The sequence below is a fragment of the Erwinia sp. MYb375 genome, from assembly GCF_037479175.1.
GTDB classification, from domain to species: Bacteria; Pseudomonadota; Gammaproteobacteria; order Enterobacterales; family Enterobacteriaceae; genus Erwinia; species Erwinia rhapontici.
In genome coordinates this window covers 34,430-49,350 of record NZ_JBBGZS010000024.1, presented here as the reverse complement: position 1 = coordinate 49,350, position 14,921 = coordinate 34,430, and the positions used below count along the sequence as shown (strand labels likewise).

The following is a 14,921-nucleotide window of genomic DNA, read 5'->3' as shown; positions in this document are numbered from 1 at the left end:
GCAGAGAGGGCATACTGTCTGCAGACCAGTGAGAAAAGAGCCGAAAGGCTCTTTTTTTATGCCTGTATTTATACGCTTTTGTAAACAGATTGATCATCGTGCGATCCACGTGAAATTTTTTTCGCACAAGTCTTGCCAGCATCGGCAAACGGGTCCATAATAGCGACCTCTCCTCCGGAAGGAAGAGTTAAAAGCTAAAACAATCAAGTAGTTATAAGATATTTAGCGCAGAAATTCAGCAGTGCTCCTAAGCGGGAATAGCTCAGTTGGTAGAGCACGACCTTGCCAAGGTCGGGGTCGCGAGTTCGAGTCTCGTTTCCCGCTCCAAATAAAAATCTTTCTCATATAGCCTTCCAAATTATCCACAGCGCTAAGCGCAGTGCGGTAGCCCGTTTTTACATGGGTCAAAAATGTTTTAAACAGACTTATCCACAGCCTATGTTGTTGATCTTCGCACGCGAATAAACAGCTGCTAATTTGCTGTAATGCGTAACTTGCTGTTTTATCTATTATTGTGAATATTTCAAATTGTTATCTGGATCACTTGTGGTTTCTGTGACGGTTGAATGACAACGACTTTTTATTTTTATTCACAGCATGTGGAAAAGATTTCGCGTGGGTAATATTCAGTATGTTGTGCAATTAAGCATCACGCGGTAAACCCTTTTCAATGACGCGCACCAGACGTTTTTGCTGGTTGCTCTGAACGTCAACCCTGTTTTCTTCACGTCGTGCTAACTGGCAGCCAATAGCCCAGTCGATATGCTCATCCAGCATGCTGTTTTCGCCACGTCGTGTTTCCAACGCCGCCAGATGCTGTTCATCCCAGGGAGCGTTGCCCAGCGCCACCGCAATATTACGCAACCAGCGCAGATGACCAATACGTCGGATAGCCGATCCCTCCGTGATGCGCAGAAACTTCGCTTCATCCCAGGCAAAAAGTTCGACCAACGGTGGGGCGTGTAACACCGCACGCGGGCTGAAATCATCTTCATCGGTGAGCTGGCCGTAACGGTTCCACGGACAAATCAGCTGGCAGTCATCGCAACCATAAATACGATTTCCGATTAATGGACGAAACTCTTCCGGGATCGCGCCTTCTAACTCAATCGTGAGGTAGGAGATACAGCGACGGGCATCAACGGTATAGGGTTCGACAATCGCGCCCGTTGGGCAGGTGGTGATGCACGCAACACAGCGCCCGCAGTTTTCTTCTACCGGTTCATCTACCGGTAACGGCAGGTCGATCAGTAATTCACCAAGAAAAAACCACGAACCCGCTTCACGATTGAGGATCAGCGAGTGTTTGCCTGTCCAACCCAGGCCCGCTTTGGCGGCCAGGGGGCGTTCCAGCAGCGGGGCTGAATCGACAAAGGGCCGGAACTGAGCCTCGCTGCAGTGTTCGCGGATCATATCGCCAAGCTTTTTCAGTCGATTACGTAATACTTTGTGGTAATCGCGGCCAAGGGCATAACGGCTGACATAACCGAGGCGGGGATTTTTTAGCGTACTGGCAAAAGCGGCTTTTGCGGGCAGATAATTCATCCGCACGCTGATCACCCGTAACGTGCCGGGAAGCAGTTCATGGGGACGGGCGCGCATCATGCCATGACGCGCCATCCAGTCCATTTCTCCGTGATATTGTTTATCCAGCCAGGCCTGAAGACGCGGCTCTTCCAGCGTTAAGTCGGTATCACAGATACCCACCTGCTGAAAGCCGAGGTCAAGCCCCCACTGTTTAATATCCAGAGCGAGTTGATGGAAATCGAGAGGATGCGACATGAATGACCTGAACCAGCAAAAAGACCCGGTCAGTTTACCCTATTCTGTCTGGCCTGTGGAGGCGATAGCCGGGCTGGAGCGCGAGGGGGCGGACAATCTTGGCATCACCCTGTTCGAATTGATGCAGCGAGCGGGGGAGGCTGCCTTCAGTCTGCTGCGCCAGCAGTGGCCGCATGCGCAACACTGGGTGATTCTGTGCGGACCGGGTAACAACGGCGGTGACGGCTTTGTGGTGGCACGCCTGGCGCAGGCGGCCGGTGTGGAGGTGACGCTTATTGCGGTTGAGAGTGACAGCGTGCTGCCGGAGGAAGCTCGTCAGGCACGTGAAAACTGGCTGGCGGCCGGAGGCGTGATCCACGATGTCTCGTTTGCATGGCCAGAACAGACAGATGTCATTGTTGATGCTCTGCTGGGTACCGGTCTCAATCGCCCTCCTGCTTTTCCCTATGACCGTCTTATTGAGCAGGCAAACCACCATACTGCGCCGGTTTTCTCTCTGGATATTCCTTCCGGGTTAGTGGCTGCTAACGGGACAGTGCCCGGAGTGGTAATAGATGCTGAACATACGCTGACGTTTGTGGTGCTAAAGCCGGGTTTGCTAACGGGTAAGGCGCGTGACCATGTCGGTCAACTGCATTGTCACAGCCTGAATCTTGACACGTGGTTGCAGACCCGGTCTGCGCCCATCGCGCGCTATAATGCTCATCATCTGGCCGCCTGGCTGCCGCCCCGTCGTCCCACCTCGCACAAAGGGGATCACGGGCGACTGCTGGTTATCGGTGGCAATCATGGTACTGCCGGGGCCATCCGAATGACGGCTGAGGCCGCATTACGTTCGGGGTCAGGGCTGGTGCGAGTGCTTACTCACATTGAGAATGTTGGCCCGCTGTTGACTGCACGGCCCGAGCTGATGGTGCAGGAGATGACGGCGAAGACGCTGGATGCAGGTCTGGAATGGGCTGATGTCATTGTGATTGGTCCCGGTCTTGGCCAGGATGAATGGGGTAAGAAAGCCTTGAAAAAGGTAGAAAACACTCAGAAAACGATGCTTTGGGATGCCGATGCGCTTAACCTGCTGGCAATCAGTCCCGATAAACGTCAAAATCGGGTTATTACGCCGCATCCCGGCGAAGCCGCAAGGCTCTTGAACACTAAAGTTAGCGATATTGAGAGTGACCGCTTACTGGCTGTACGGCGCCTGCAAAAGCGTTATGGTGGCGTTGTGGTACTGAAAGGTGCCGGGACGCTCATCGCCAGCGAGCAGGGTGAACTGGCGATTGCTGATGTCGGCAACGCCGGTATGGCCAGCGGGGGAATGGGAGATGTGTTATCTGGTATCATCGGCAGCCTGGCAGGGCAAAAGCTCTCACTGTACGATGCCGCCTGCGCAGGATGCGTAGTGCATGGAGCGGCGGCAGACGCAGTGGCGCAACGTCGCGGTACACGCGGAATGTTAGCCACCGATTTGTTCTCCGAGCTGTATCTGTTTGTCAATCCTGAGATCTCGAATACTAAAGAATGATGACCTGTGTAATTGCGTTGCCCGATGAGGCAGCAACCCTCGCATTGGGTGCCCGCCTGGCCCGCGCCGGTGATGGCGCGGCGACCCTCTATCTCTATGGCGACCTGGGGGCGGGTAAAACCACTTTCAGCCGCGGATTCTTGCAGGCACTCGGCCATCAGGGCAATGTGAAAAGCCCTACCTATACGCTGGTTGAGCCTTATGTGCTGCCAGATCGCCGGGTATATCACTTCGACCTGTATCGCTTGTCTGACCCGGAAGAACTGGAGTTTATGGGAATTCGTGATTACTTTGGCCCTGACAGTTTGTGTCTGGTCGAATGGCCGCAGCAGGGCGCGGGTGTTCTGCCCGAGCCGGATCTGGAACTGCACCTCAGTTATCAGGGGCATGCGCGCGAAGCCTTATTGCGTGCCTGCTCGCCTGCGGGTGAAGTGATGCTGGCGCGGATGACCGCTGAGCAGGGTGGCGCATGATGTTGCGATTGAAAGCCTGGTGTCTGCTGGCGCTGCTCTGCTGCTCATTGAGTTCACTGGCGGCAAATTTATCGGATATTAAAGTCTCGAACGGCAGTAACCAGGCGGAAGTGACCCTGAGCTTTGCCGGTCAGCCCGTCTATGCCTTTTTCCCGCTGCATAACCCGGACCGGGTGGTGCTGGATATTCGCCAGAGCGGGATTGTTCAAGGGCTGCCGCTGAATTTCAGCGGTGAAAATATTGTCAAACGCATTCGCTCCAGTACGGCGAAAGACAGCCAGAGTATCCGGCTGGTCTTTGAGCTCACCCAGCGTGGGAAAACGCGTGCGGTCACCCAGCGTAACGGCAATAATTACAACGTGGTGTTTACCATTACCGGTACGCAGCCTGCCGCACAAACCGCCCGTCCCAATGCGCCAGTCAGCAGTGTCTCCCGTTCACGTCCAGCCAGTCAGCCTGGGAAAAGCCCGTTTGATGCCAATCCGGTGACGTCGGTCAGCAGCGGCAATCAGGTCGCACGCCCGCGCAGCGCGGCCAGCAGCAACGATACGGTGATTGTGGCGATCGATGCCGGTCACGGTGGTCAGGACCCCGGTGCCATTGGCGGCGGTGGCTTGAAAGAGAAAAACGTCACTATTGCGATTGCGCGTAAGCTGAAAGAGCTGCTCAATGCCGACCCGATGTTTAAAGGGGTCATGACCCGCGACGGCGACTACTTTATCTCCGTGATGGGGCGTTCGGATGTGGCGCGTAAACAGAATGCGAATATGCTGGTTTCTATTCATGCTGACGCCGCACCTAACCGCTCAGCCTCCGGGGCATCGGTCTGGGTGCTGTCGAACCGTCGTGCCAATAGTGAAATGGCCGGCTGGCTGGAGCAGCATGAGAAGCAATCAGAACTGCTGGGGGGCGCAGGTGACCTGTTGGCCAACAGCCAGGCCGATCCCTACCTGAGCCAGGCAGTGCTGGACTTACAGTTCGGCCATTCGCAGCGTGTCGGCTACGATGTGGCAGTGAAAGTGATTGCGCAGTTGCAACGCGTAGGCGCACTGCACAAACGCCGGCCGGAACATGCCAGCCTGGGCGTATTGCGCTCGCCGGATATTCCTTCTCTGCTGGTGGAAACCGGCTTTATCAGTAACCCTTCGGAGGAGCGACTGCTTGGCAGTAGCGCTTACCAGCAGAAGATTGCCGAGTCGATTTATAAAGGCCTGCGCAACTACTTCCTGGCGCACCCGCTACAATCGATCCCAAAGGAGGAAAACCGACCGTTGCAAGCCGCAACGGCGGTTGAAGTCGAGGCTAACCCGGCACCAACAGCGACCGAATACACTGGCGCAACGCAGCGCCATGTGGTGAAACGCGGTGAAACGTTATCCGGTATCGCCGCCAGCTACGGTGTCAGCATGTCGACACTGCGCTCCATGAACACCCTGAAAAAAGATGTGGTGTGGGTGGGACAGCGCCTGAAAGTGCCTGCAGGCAGTAAAACTGCCACCGTTGCCAGTGTGGCAAAAAGTAAAAAGCCGGCCCGGCATAAAGTCGTACGTGGCGACTCGCTGACGGCGATTGCGGCGAAATACGGCGTCAGCCCGCAGGCTATCCAGCAGGCGAATAAGATGAAGTCTCAGAATGTGATGCTTGGCCAGACATTAAAAATTCCGGCGTCATAATCTCGTGCGGGGCATACCCCGCCCCTCCCCAGGGGGCAGGCATGCCTTGCCCTTTTCTAAGGATAAATCATGCCCATTCAGGTATTACCGCCACAACTTGCTAATCAGATTGCCGCTGGTGAAGTCGTTGAACGCCCGGCATCGGTGGTGAAAGAGCTGGTGGAAAATAGTCTGGATGCGGGCGCAACGCGCATTGATATCGATATCGAAAAAGGCGGCGCAAAGCTGATCCGCATTCGTGATAACGGTTGCGGCATTACTAAAGATGAGCTGGCGATGGCACTGGCGCGCCACGCCACCAGTAAGATCACGACGCTGGACGATCTTGAGGCGATTATCAGCCTCGGATTTCGTGGCGAGGCGCTGGCCAGTATCAGCTCGGTATCGCGTCTGATCCTGACATCGCGAACGGAAGCGCAGAGCGAAGCCTGGCAAGCCTATGCCGAAGGGCGCGATCAGGCGGTGACCGTCAAACCGGCGGCGCACCCGGTAGGCACCACGCTGGAAGTGCTGGATTTGTTCTATAACACCCCGGCGCGCCGCAAATTCATGCGCACCGAAAAAACCGAATTTACCCACATTGATGAAGTGATCCGGCGTATCGCGCTGGCGCGTTTTGATGTGGCGATCTCCCTCACTCACAATGGCAAGCTGGTGCGTCAGTATCGCGGCGTCAGTGATAGTTCGCAGCGTGAACGCCGTGTGGCGGCCATCTGCGGCACCGCTTTTATGACTCACGCCCTTACCATTGAATGGCAGCACGGCGATCTGAGTTTACGCGGTTGGGTGGCTGACCCGGTGGGGTCAAAAGCGCTGACGGAATTACAATATTGCTATGTTAACGGCCGCATGATGCGTGACCGTTTGATCAATCACGCTATCCGTCAGGCCTATCAGGACAAACTGGGGGAGCAGCATCAGCCTGCTTATGTCCTGTATCTGGAAATTGACCCGCATCAGGTGGATGTCAACGTACATCCGGCGAAGCATGAGGTGCGTTTTCATCAGTCGCGCCTGGTGCATGACTTTATTTATCAAGGCGTGGTGAGTGTATTACAGGAAACCGGTGCTGAAACACTGCCTGAAATGTCCTCTGCCTCTGCCGAACGCTGGCAGCCCGAAAACCGCCAGGCGGCAGGGGGGAATCATTTTGCTGAACCTGCGCCGGCGACGCCACCGCGTGCTGCCCCGGCGGGAAATACCGGGAGCGGCGGCAATAGCTGGCAGCGGCAGGAGCCGCAGTATCAGAAACGTGAAGGTGCCGTCTATCAGCAACTATTGAACACCCCGGCACGCAGTGAAGAGCCGCGCCCCGTGGCGGTCGCCGCAAAAGAAGACAAACCGGCACCGTTGAGCGGGCATGTGCACAGCTTTGGGCGAGTGCTGACGGTGGTACGCGAACAGTATGCGCTGGTTGACGGAACATCGGGTGTGGCATTAATCGCGCTGGCAGTGGCAGAGCGCTGGCTGAAACAGACACAGCTGGAGCCCGGTAGCGAGGGGTTGAAACCTCAGCCGCTATTGATTCCGGTCCGATTGAAGCTGGAGAAGGCAGAGCGCGAGGCAGGTAACCGAAATGCTGCCTTATTGAGCGAGATGGGCATTGACCTGCTGTTTGACGCTCATCATGTGATGTTACGCGCCGTGCCTTTACCATTACGCCAACAAAATTTACAAAACTTGATTCCAGAAATGTTAGGGTATCTGGCCCGGCAGCAAGATGCTTCAGCGAGCCAGACGGCGCAGTGGTTAGCGCGCCAGTCGGTTTCTGAACATCAGCACTGGAATCACTCGCAGGCGATTACCTTGCTGGCTGAAGTCGAACGACTTTGCCCGCAGTTAGTGAAGTCGCCACCTTCTGGATTATTGCAATACATCGATATTGAATCGGCGATGAACGCCCTGAAGCATGAGTGAACAATCCATGGCTGGCCTGCCTAAGGCAATATTTTTGATGGGGCCTACGGCCTCCGGTAAAACCTCTCTGGCAATTGCATTGCGTCAGGCGTTACCGGTAGAGCTGATTAGTGTTGATTCAGCGCTGATCTACCGCGGGATGGATATTGGTACCGCCAAGCCATCCGCAGAAGAACTTGCGCTCGCGCCCCATCATTTGCTGGACATACGCGATCCGTCTGAAGCCTATTCGGCCGCAGAATTTCGGCGCGATGCACTGGCGGAAATGGCGGAAATTACCCGGCGGGGAAATATTCCGTTGCTTGTTGGTGGCACCATGCTCTATTACAAGGCATTACTGGAAGGATTATCGCCGTTGCCCTCGGCCGATCCAGAGGTACGTCAGCGTATAGAGCAGATGGCGAACGAAGAAGGCTGGGAAGCCCTTCATCGCCAGTTATGTGATGTAGATCCCGTTGCTGGAAGTCGTATTCATCCGAATGATCCCCAGAGACTCTCGCGAGCACTGGAAGTTTTTTTTATTTCGGGTAAAACTTTAACGGAACTGACAAAAACGTCGGGCGATCCCCTGCCATATGATGTCTCACAGTTTGCTATCGCACCGGCGAGCCGTGAATTGATTCATCAGCGTATTGAGCAGCGGTATCATCAGATGCTGGCGTCAGGATTTGAAGCGGAAGCTCGGGCGCTTTTTGCCCGAGGTGATTTGCATACGGACATGCCTTCCATTCGTTGTGTTGGTTATCGCCAGATGTGGTCATTTTTATCCGGTGAAATTGATTACGATGACATGGTTTATCGGGGAATTTGCGCAACCCGGCAGTTGGCGAAACGACAAATGACCTGGTTACGCGGCTGGAAGGAAGTTCACTGGCTTGACAGCGAACAGCCTGATGCTGCTTACCAGCGAGTGTTACAGGTTCTTAGTGCGAAGCCTGGGTGATTGTGTACAATTGGTGCATTATCTTGCGCAAATTTTTTACGTCGTATTTCGAACCTTATGGTTCTTAAGTTACAAACAACAAGCATATAAGGAAAAGATAGAATGGCTAAGGGGCAATCATTGCAAGATCCGTTCTTGAACGCACTGCGTCGCGAACGTGTTCCGGTTTCGATTTATTTGGTAAATGGCATCAAACTTCAGGGCCAGATCGAGTCGTTTGATCAATTTGTTATTCTTTTGAAAAACACGGTTAGCCAGATGGTGTACAAGCACGCGATCTCTACCGTTGTTCCGTCCCGTCCGGTCTCCCACCATAGCAACAATGCAGGTGGCGGAAGCAGCAACTATCATCATAGCGGAAGTAACCAGGGGGCAGCTTCTCAGCCTCAGCAAGACAGTGATGACGCTGAATAAGTAGCGTGGCTGTCCCTCCAAGACGGGGAGTCTTTTAATCCCGGTTCCCCGTCCTGGCAATATTTTTATGGCAACGAATCTATCGCCTGGCTTCCTTATTGCGCTTAAGACATTAAGTGAATCCATGCAAAAAACGCCGTTTAGTGAGCTGAACGCGCATTTTGAATCTGGTTTTGACGCAGTATGGCCAACGCGCAGCAGGTTTAACAAAGTATCGAGAGGTTTTCAGTTTGTTTGACCGTTATGATGCCGGTGAGCAGGCCGTACTGGTGCACATCTATTTCTCGCAAGACAGAGATACCGAAGATTTACAGGAGTTTGAAACTCTGGTGTCTTCTGCTGGCGTAGAAGCGCTGCGTGTCGTTACAGGCAGCCGCAAAGCGCCACACCCCAAATATTTTGTCGGTGAAGGAAAGGCTGTAGAAATTGCCGATGCGGTAAAAGAGAGCGGTGCCTCTGTGGTGCTGTTCGATCACGCCTTGAGTCCGGCACAGGAGCGCAACCTGGAAGCCCTGTGTGAGTGCCGCGTCATTGACCGCACCGGACTGATCCTGGATATCTTCGCCCAACGCGCCCGAACCCATGAAGGTAAATTGCAGGTTGAGCTGGCGCAGCTGCGTCACCTTGCCACGCGACTGGTTCGCGGCTGGACGCACCTTGAACGCCAGAAAGGCGGTATTGGTCTGCGTGGGCCGGGTGAAACCCAGTTAGAAACCGACAGGCGTTTACTGCGTAACCGTATTACGCTGATTCTTTCCCGTCTTGAACGCGTCTCTAAGCAGCGCGAGCAGGGCAGGCAGGCCCGTAACAAGGCCGATGTCCCAACCGTCTCACTGGTGGGATACACCAACGCCGGTAAGTCCACATTATTCAACCGTCTGACCACCTCCGAGGTGTATGTGGCTGATCAGCTGTTTGCCACCCTCGACCCGACTTTACGTCGTGTTGATGTGGTTGATGTGGGCGAAGTGGTGCTGGCCGATACCGTGGGCTTTATTCGCCATCTGCCCCATGATCTGGTGGCGGCGTTTAAAGCCACCTTGCAGGAAACCCGTGAGGCGACGCTGTTGCTGCACGTGATTGATGCAGCGGATGCCCGGCTTGATGACAACATCGAAGCGGTCAATGTGGTGTTGGAAGAAATTGAATCCGATGCAATCCCCAGCCTGCTGGTGATGAATAAAATCGATATGCTGGATGATTTCGTTCCGCGTATCGACCGTGATGAAGAAAACCTGCCCATCCGGGTCTGGCTATCAGCTCAGACCGGGGAAGGAATTCCACTGTTATTCCAGGCACTGACTGAGCGCCTGGCCGGTGAAATCGCGCAGTATGATTTACGCCTGCCGCCAGCAGCTGGGCGGTTACGTAGCCGCTTTTACCAGTTGCAGGCGATAGAGAAAGAGTGGAATGAAGACGATGGTAGCGTAGGGTTACATGTGCGCATGCCAATCGTTGACTGGCGTCGCCTGTGCAAACAGGAACCCTCGCTGGTCGATTATATTGTTTAACTGATGTTGCCTGACACGCGTATCCCGGCCTGGGATACCACCGCACACACAATTAATGGAGTATAAACATGGCGTGGAATCAGCCCGGGAATAACGGACAGGACCGCGACCCGTGGGGAAGCAGCAATAACCAAGGCGGCAACTCTGGGGGAAATAAAGGAGGGCGCGATAAGGGGCCTCCTGATTTAGATGATATCTTCCGTAAGCTGAGCAATAAGCTCGGTGGCCTGGGCGGTGGTAAAAAAGGCGGTGACGGCAACGGCAGTGGCCAGCGCAAACCCGGCAATGCCGGACGTTTGGTCGGTATCGTGGCGGTAGCTGCGGTGGTTATCTGGGCCGCCAGCGGTTTCTATACCATCAAAGAGGCCGAGCGCGGCGTGGTAACACGCTTCGGGAAGTTCAGTCATCTGGTCGAACCGGGTCTGAACTGGAAACCGACCTTCGTTGATCAGGTGCGTGCGGTGAACGTGGAGGCGGTGCGTGAGCTGTCGGCTTCCGGCACCATGCTGACCTCTGATGAAAACGTTGTGCGCGTTGAGATGAACGTGCAGTACCGCGTGACCAACCCGGAACGTTATCTGTTTGCGGTGACCAGCGCTGATGACAGCCTGCGTCAGGCAACCGACAGCGCCCTGCGTGGCGTCATCGGCCGTTCAACCATGGACCGTATCCTGACCGAAGGCCGTACCGTGGTGCGTAGCGAAACACAGCGTGAGCTGGAAGAAACCGTGCGTCCGTACGATATGGGTATTACCCTGCTGGACGTCAACTTCCAGACAGCGCGTCCACCGGAAGATGTGAAAGCCTCCTTCGATGACGCCATTGCCGCACGTGAAAACCGTGAGCAGGCTGTTCGCGAAGCAGAAGCTTACGCTAACGACAAACTGCCACGTGCACGTGGTGATGCGCAGGGGATTCTGGAACAGGCTCGTGCCTACAAATCTCGTGTCACACTGGAAGCCCAGGGTGAAGTCGACAGCTTCGCGCGTATTCTGCCGGAGTACAAAGCGGCACCGCAGATTACCCGTGAACGTCTGTATATCGAAACTATGGAGCGCGTATTGGGTCATACCCGTAAGGTGCTGGTTAACGATAAAGGCAGCAATCTGATGGTATTGCCACTGGATCAGCTGATGCGTGGCCAGGGCGGTGCATCTGCCAATGGTCAGGACGGAAGCGGCGGTCTGCTGCGTCTGCCACCGGCATCAGGCAGTAACGAGCGCGCCAGCGGCAGTTCGTCGTTCAGTCCGGACGACATTATGGATCAGCGCCGGGTGAATGCTCAGCGTAACGATACCCAGCGCGAAGGGAGAGAGTAAGCGATGCGTAAGCCATTAATCGTACTATTGATTGTTGTGCTGGTGGTGCTGTACGCGTCACTGTTTGTTGTGCAGGAAGGCCAGCGTGGCATTGTGATGCGCTTTGGCAAAGTTCTGCGCGATTCTGAAAATAAACCGCTGGTCTACGCGCCAGGTCTGCACTTCAAGATCCCGTTCCTGGAATCTGTGAAGTCACTTGATGCGCGTATTCAGACGATGGACAACCAGGCCGATCGCTTCGTCACTAAAGAGAAGAAAGACCTGATCGTTGATTCCTACATCAAATGGCGTGTCAGCGACTTTAGCCGTTACTACCTCGCCACCGGCGGTGGTGATGTCTCTCAGGCCGAAGTGCTGCTGAAACGTAAGTTCAGTGACCGTCTGCGTTCTGAGATTGGTCGTCTGGATGTCAAAGACATCGTGACTGACTCTCGTGGCCGTCTGACGACGGATGTGCGTGATGCGCTGAACACCGGTAGTGCAGGCCAGGATGATGAAGTGGCAACGCCAGCCGCCGATGATGCGATTGCATCTGTAGCGAAACGCGTTGAAAGCGAGACGAACAGCAACGAACCGGCTATCAACCCGAACAGTATGGCGGCGTTGGGTATCCAGGTGGTTGATGTGCGCATCAAGCAGATTAACCTGCCAACGGAAGTGTCTGACGCTATCTATGCACGTATGCGTGCCGAGCGTGAATCTGTTGCCCGTAGCCAGCGTGCTCAGGGTGCAGAAGAAGCCGCGAAGGTCAGAGCTCAGGCAGATTATGAAGTGGAACGTACACTGGCTGAAGCGCGTCGTCAGGCTCTGATTACTCAGGGTGAAGGTGATGCGGAAGTGGCGAAACTGTTTGCTGATTCGTTCAGCCAGGATCCTGACTTCTATGCCTTTATTCGTAGCCTGCGTGCTTACGAAAACAGCTTCAAGAGCAATCAGGATGTCATGGTGCTCAGCCCGGATAGCGACTTCTTCCGCTTTATGAAGAGCCCGTCTACCACGACGCGCTAATCCGCTGATAGTGCACTCTAAGGGCCGGAATTTCCGGCCCTTTTTTTATGTTTCTTTTAATGGCAAAGACAGTGAGTGAACAACATGAACGCGACAGTCTGGATGGCGCTGGGGTTAGTGCTGGTATTTGAGGGATTAGGCCCGATGCTGTATCCGCGCCTCTGGCGGCGGATGATTATCACCATGGCGCGGATGCCGGATGGCCTGCTACGGCGAGTCGGTGGTGGGCTGGTGGTGGCGGGTGCGGTGATCTACTACATGGTGAGCCGGGGTAATGGTGGTTAAGTCTGTTACGCCCTCTGATCCCGCGGCACAACGTGCTGACGGGTAAAAAAGTACGCAATCGTATGCTAAAACTGCTGAAAGAGGGAAATGACGATGGTAGAATCCTTTTTTAAGCAATCGGTGATTTTGAAAAATGGGTAAGAACGTCGTCGTACTGGGCACCCAATGGGGTGACGAAGGTAAAGGTAAGATAGTTGACCTCCTGACAGAACGTGCAAAATACGTTGTGCGCTACCAGGGAGGCCATAACGCTGGCCATACGCTAGTCATCAACGGTGAGAAAACCGTCCTCCACTTAATTCCATCTGGCATCCTGCGTGAGAACGTCACCAGCATCATCGGCAACGGTGTTGTGCTGTCTCCTGCTGCGCTGATGAAAGAGATGAAAGGTCTGGAGGATCGCGGCTTCCCGGTACGCGAGCGTCTGTTCATTTCTGAAGCCTGCCCACTGATCCTTGAGTATCATGTGGCGCTGGACGTTGCACGTGAAAAAGCGCGTGGCGCGAAAGCCATCGGCACCACCGGTCGTGGTATCGGCCCGGCTTATGAAGATAAAGTGGCTCGTCGTGGTCTGCGCGTTGGCGACCTCTTCAACAAAGAAACCTTCGCTGCAAAGCTGAAAGAAGTTATGGAATTCCATAACTTCCAGCTGGTGAACTACTACAAAGTTGAAGCGGTAGACTACGACAAAGTACTGGCGGATACCCTGGCGATTGCCGATATCCTGACTGGCATGGTGGTTGACGTTTCCGAACTGCTGGACGGTGCGCGTAAGCGTGGCGATCTGATCATGTTCGAAGGCGCGCAGGGCACACTGCTGGATATCGACCACGGTACGTATCCGTATGTAACCTCGTCTAACACCACCGCAGGTGGCGTAGCAACGGGTTCAGGCATTGGTCCACGTTACGTTGACTATGTGCTGGGTATCGTGAAAGCGTACTCCACTCGTGTGGGTGCAGGCCCGTTCCCGACTGAACTGTTCGACGAAACCGGCGAGTTCCTGTGCAAGCAGGGGAACGAGTTCGGTGCTACAACGGGCCGTCGTCGTCGTACTGGCTGGCTGGATGCGGTTGCGGTGCGCCGTGCGGTTCAGATCAACTCCCTTTCTGGCTTCTGCATGACCAAACTGGACGTGCTGGATGGCCTGAAAGAAGTGAAAATCTGTGTTGCTTATCGTATGCCAGATGGTCGCGAAGTCACTACCACCCCGCTGGCAGCAGAGGGTTGGGAAGGCATTGAGCCCATCTATGAAACCATGCCAGGCTGGTCGGAGACGACGTTTGGTGTGAAAACGCTGGAAGGTCTGCCGCAGGCAGCGCTTGACTATATCAAGCGCGTTGAAGACGTAACCGGAGTGCCGATTGATATTATTTCTACCGGCCCGGATCGTAGCGAAACCATGATTCTGCGCGACCCGTTTGACGCATAATTCCGTTTCAGGCCGGGCATTGCCCGGCCAGCTTTTATTTAGTACCGGTTTCCTGCCGTTCCCTTCTGCCGTTCTCACCTTAAATAAAATGGCCCGGCTAGCCGTGGCTGGTTTATTATCATTGTTAACCATACAAATTCTTGAGCGGATCACAACTTCATATGCGGTTGTATCTCTGAGGTTACCGTGCAGCTAACCAGTTTCACCGATTACGGTTTACGTGCGCTGATCTATCTCGCTTCGCTACCCGCAGGCCAGATGACCAGTATCAGTGAGGTGACTGACACCTACGGTGTGTCACGTAATCATATGGTCAAAATTATCAATCACCTTAGTCGTGCCGGGTACATTGCAGCAGTGCGTGGCAAAAATGGCGGTATCCGTTTGGGTAAACCCGCCGAAGATATTGTGATTGGTCAGGTGGTACGCGCGCTGGAACCCCTGCAGTTGGTGAACTGTCACAGTGACTTTTGTCACATCACCTCAGCCTGCCGCCTGAAAAAAGCGCTGCATGATGCCGTACAGAGTTTTCTGCACGAGCTTGATCAATACACCCTGGCCGACCTGGTTGAAAACAACAATCCGCTCTACCAAATTTTGCTGAGTGAACGACCTTCACTGAGCAGCTGACAACGGAGGAAC

General features: G+C 54.5%; 13 protein-coding genes and 1 tRNA gene. 13 read left to right on the top strand and 1 reads right to left on the bottom strand.

The window, feature by feature from the left end; translation table 11 throughout:
• Positions 1-251: 251 nt before the first annotated feature.
• A tRNA-Gly gene (locus WH279_RS22055) sits at positions 252-327 on the top strand.
• A gap of 315 nt (positions 328-642) precedes the next feature.
• Here WH279_RS22055 and queG read toward each other — a convergent pair.
• Complete coding sequence (queG, locus tag WH279_RS22050) at positions 643-1,782, bottom strand: tRNA epoxyqueuosine(34) reductase QueG (RefSeq protein ID WP_339458896.1); 1,140 nt, start codon at positions 1,780-1,782, stop codon at positions 643-645.
• Here queG and nnr point away from each other — a divergent pair.
• The 12 genes from nnr to nsrR all read left to right on the top strand — a co-directional run bounded on the left by nnr (position 1,781) and on the right by nsrR (position 14,909).
• Positions 1,781-3,304: a bifunctional ADP-dependent NAD(P)H-hydrate dehydratase/NAD(P)H-hydrate epimerase gene (gene nnr, locus WH279_RS22045; RefSeq protein ID WP_339458895.1), complete on the top strand. Its 1,524-nt coding sequence runs from the start codon at positions 1,781-1,783 to the stop codon at positions 3,302-3,304. The genes queG and nnr overlap by 2 nt on opposite strands.
• A complete protein-coding gene (tsaE, locus tag WH279_RS22040; RefSeq protein WP_339458893.1) occupies positions 3,301-3,777 on the top strand; it encodes a tRNA (adenosine(37)-N6)-threonylcarbamoyltransferase complex ATPase subunit type 1 TsaE in 477 nt (158 codons plus the stop codon). Before nnr ends, tsaE begins: the two co-directional genes overlap by 4 nt.
• The gene (gene amiB / locus WH279_RS22035; RefSeq protein ID WP_339458891.1) at positions 3,774-5,450 is read left to right on the top strand and encodes an N-acetylmuramoyl-L-alanine amidase AmiB; all 1,677 of its coding nucleotides are present in this window, start codon (positions 3,774-3,776) and stop codon (positions 5,448-5,450) included. The genes tsaE and amiB overlap by 4 nt, the downstream gene beginning before the upstream one ends.
• 69 nt (positions 5,451-5,519) lie before the next feature.
• Complete coding sequence (gene mutL, locus WH279_RS22030) at positions 5,520-7,367, top strand: DNA mismatch repair endonuclease MutL (protein WP_339458890.1); 1,848 nt, start codon at positions 5,520-5,522, stop codon at positions 7,365-7,367.
• Entirely contained in the window at positions 7,360-8,310 is a 951-nt protein-coding gene (miaA, locus tag WH279_RS22025) for a tRNA (adenosine(37)-N6)-dimethylallyltransferase MiaA (protein ID WP_339458889.1), read from the top strand. The genes mutL and miaA overlap by 8 nt, the downstream gene beginning before the upstream one ends.
• Positions 8,311-8,412: 102 nt before the next feature.
• Positions 8,413-8,724: an RNA chaperone Hfq gene (hfq, locus tag WH279_RS22020; RefSeq protein ID WP_062745674.1), complete on the top strand. Its 312-nt coding sequence runs from the start codon at positions 8,413-8,415 to the stop codon at positions 8,722-8,724.
• 230 nt (positions 8,725-8,954) lie between these two features.
• Positions 8,955-10,235, top strand: a complete 1,281-nt coding sequence (gene hflX, locus WH279_RS22015) for a ribosome rescue GTPase HflX (protein WP_200641854.1) — start codon at positions 8,955-8,957, stop codon at positions 10,233-10,235.
• A 68-nt stretch (positions 10,236-10,303) separates the two neighbouring features.
• Complete coding sequence (gene hflK / locus WH279_RS22010) at positions 10,304-11,554, top strand: FtsH protease activity modulator HflK (RefSeq protein WP_200641853.1); 1,251 nt, start codon at positions 10,304-10,306, stop codon at positions 11,552-11,554.
• A 3-nt stretch (positions 11,555-11,557) separates the two neighbouring features.
• Positions 11,558-12,562, top strand: a complete 1,005-nt coding sequence (gene hflC / locus WH279_RS22005; RefSeq protein ID WP_133842555.1) for a protease modulator HflC — start codon at positions 11,558-11,560, stop codon at positions 12,560-12,562.
• An 84-nt stretch (positions 12,563-12,646) separates the two neighbouring features.
• A complete protein-coding gene (locus tag WH279_RS22000; RefSeq protein ID WP_133842554.1) occupies positions 12,647-12,847 on the top strand; it encodes a DUF2065 domain-containing protein in 201 nt (66 codons plus the stop codon).
• Between the two features lie 133 nt (positions 12,848-12,980).
• Positions 12,981-14,279: an adenylosuccinate synthase gene (locus WH279_RS21995; protein ID WP_133842553.1), complete on the top strand. Its 1,299-nt coding sequence runs from the start codon at positions 12,981-12,983 to the stop codon at positions 14,277-14,279.
• A 186-nt stretch (positions 14,280-14,465) separates the two neighbouring features.
• Positions 14,466-14,909, top strand: coding sequence for a nitric oxide-sensing transcriptional repressor NsrR (nsrR, locus tag WH279_RS21990; protein WP_133842552.1), 444 nt, complete (start codon positions 14,466-14,468; stop codon positions 14,907-14,909).
• Positions 14,910-14,921 lie beyond the last annotated feature (12 nt).

Excerpts from the sequence above, each read along its gene's own strand:
- nnr (WP_339458895.1), top strand. The coding sequence starts at position 1,781 with ATGAATGACCTGAACCAGCAAAAAGACCCGGTCAGTTTACCCTATTCT.
- queG (WP_339458896.1), bottom strand. The coding sequence starts at position 1,782 with ATGTCGCATCCTCTCGATTTCCATCAACTCGCTCTGGATATTAAACAG.
- tsaE (WP_339458893.1), top strand. The coding sequence starts at position 3,301 with ATGATGACCTGTGTAATTGCGTTGCCCGATGAGGCAGCAACCCTCGCA.
- amiB (WP_339458891.1), top strand. The coding sequence starts at position 3,774 with ATGATGTTGCGATTGAAAGCCTGGTGTCTGCTGGCGCTGCTCTGCTGC.
- mutL (WP_339458890.1), top strand. The coding sequence starts at position 5,520 with ATGCCCATTCAGGTATTACCGCCACAACTTGCTAATCAGATTGCCGCT.
- miaA (WP_339458889.1), top strand. The coding sequence starts at position 7,360 with ATGAGTGAACAATCCATGGCTGGCCTGCCTAAGGCAATATTTTTGATG.
- hfq (WP_062745674.1), top strand. The coding sequence starts at position 8,413 with ATGGCTAAGGGGCAATCATTGCAAGATCCGTTCTTGAACGCACTGCGT.
- hflK (WP_200641853.1), top strand. The coding sequence starts at position 10,304 with ATGGCGTGGAATCAGCCCGGGAATAACGGACAGGACCGCGACCCGTGG.
- hflC (WP_133842555.1), top strand. The coding sequence starts at position 11,558 with ATGCGTAAGCCATTAATCGTACTATTGATTGTTGTGCTGGTGGTGCTG.
- WH279_RS22000 (WP_133842554.1), top strand. The coding sequence starts at position 12,647 with ATGAACGCGACAGTCTGGATGGCGCTGGGGTTAGTGCTGGTATTTGAG.
- WH279_RS21995 (WP_133842553.1), top strand. The coding sequence starts at position 12,981 with ATGGGTAAGAACGTCGTCGTACTGGGCACCCAATGGGGTGACGAAGGT.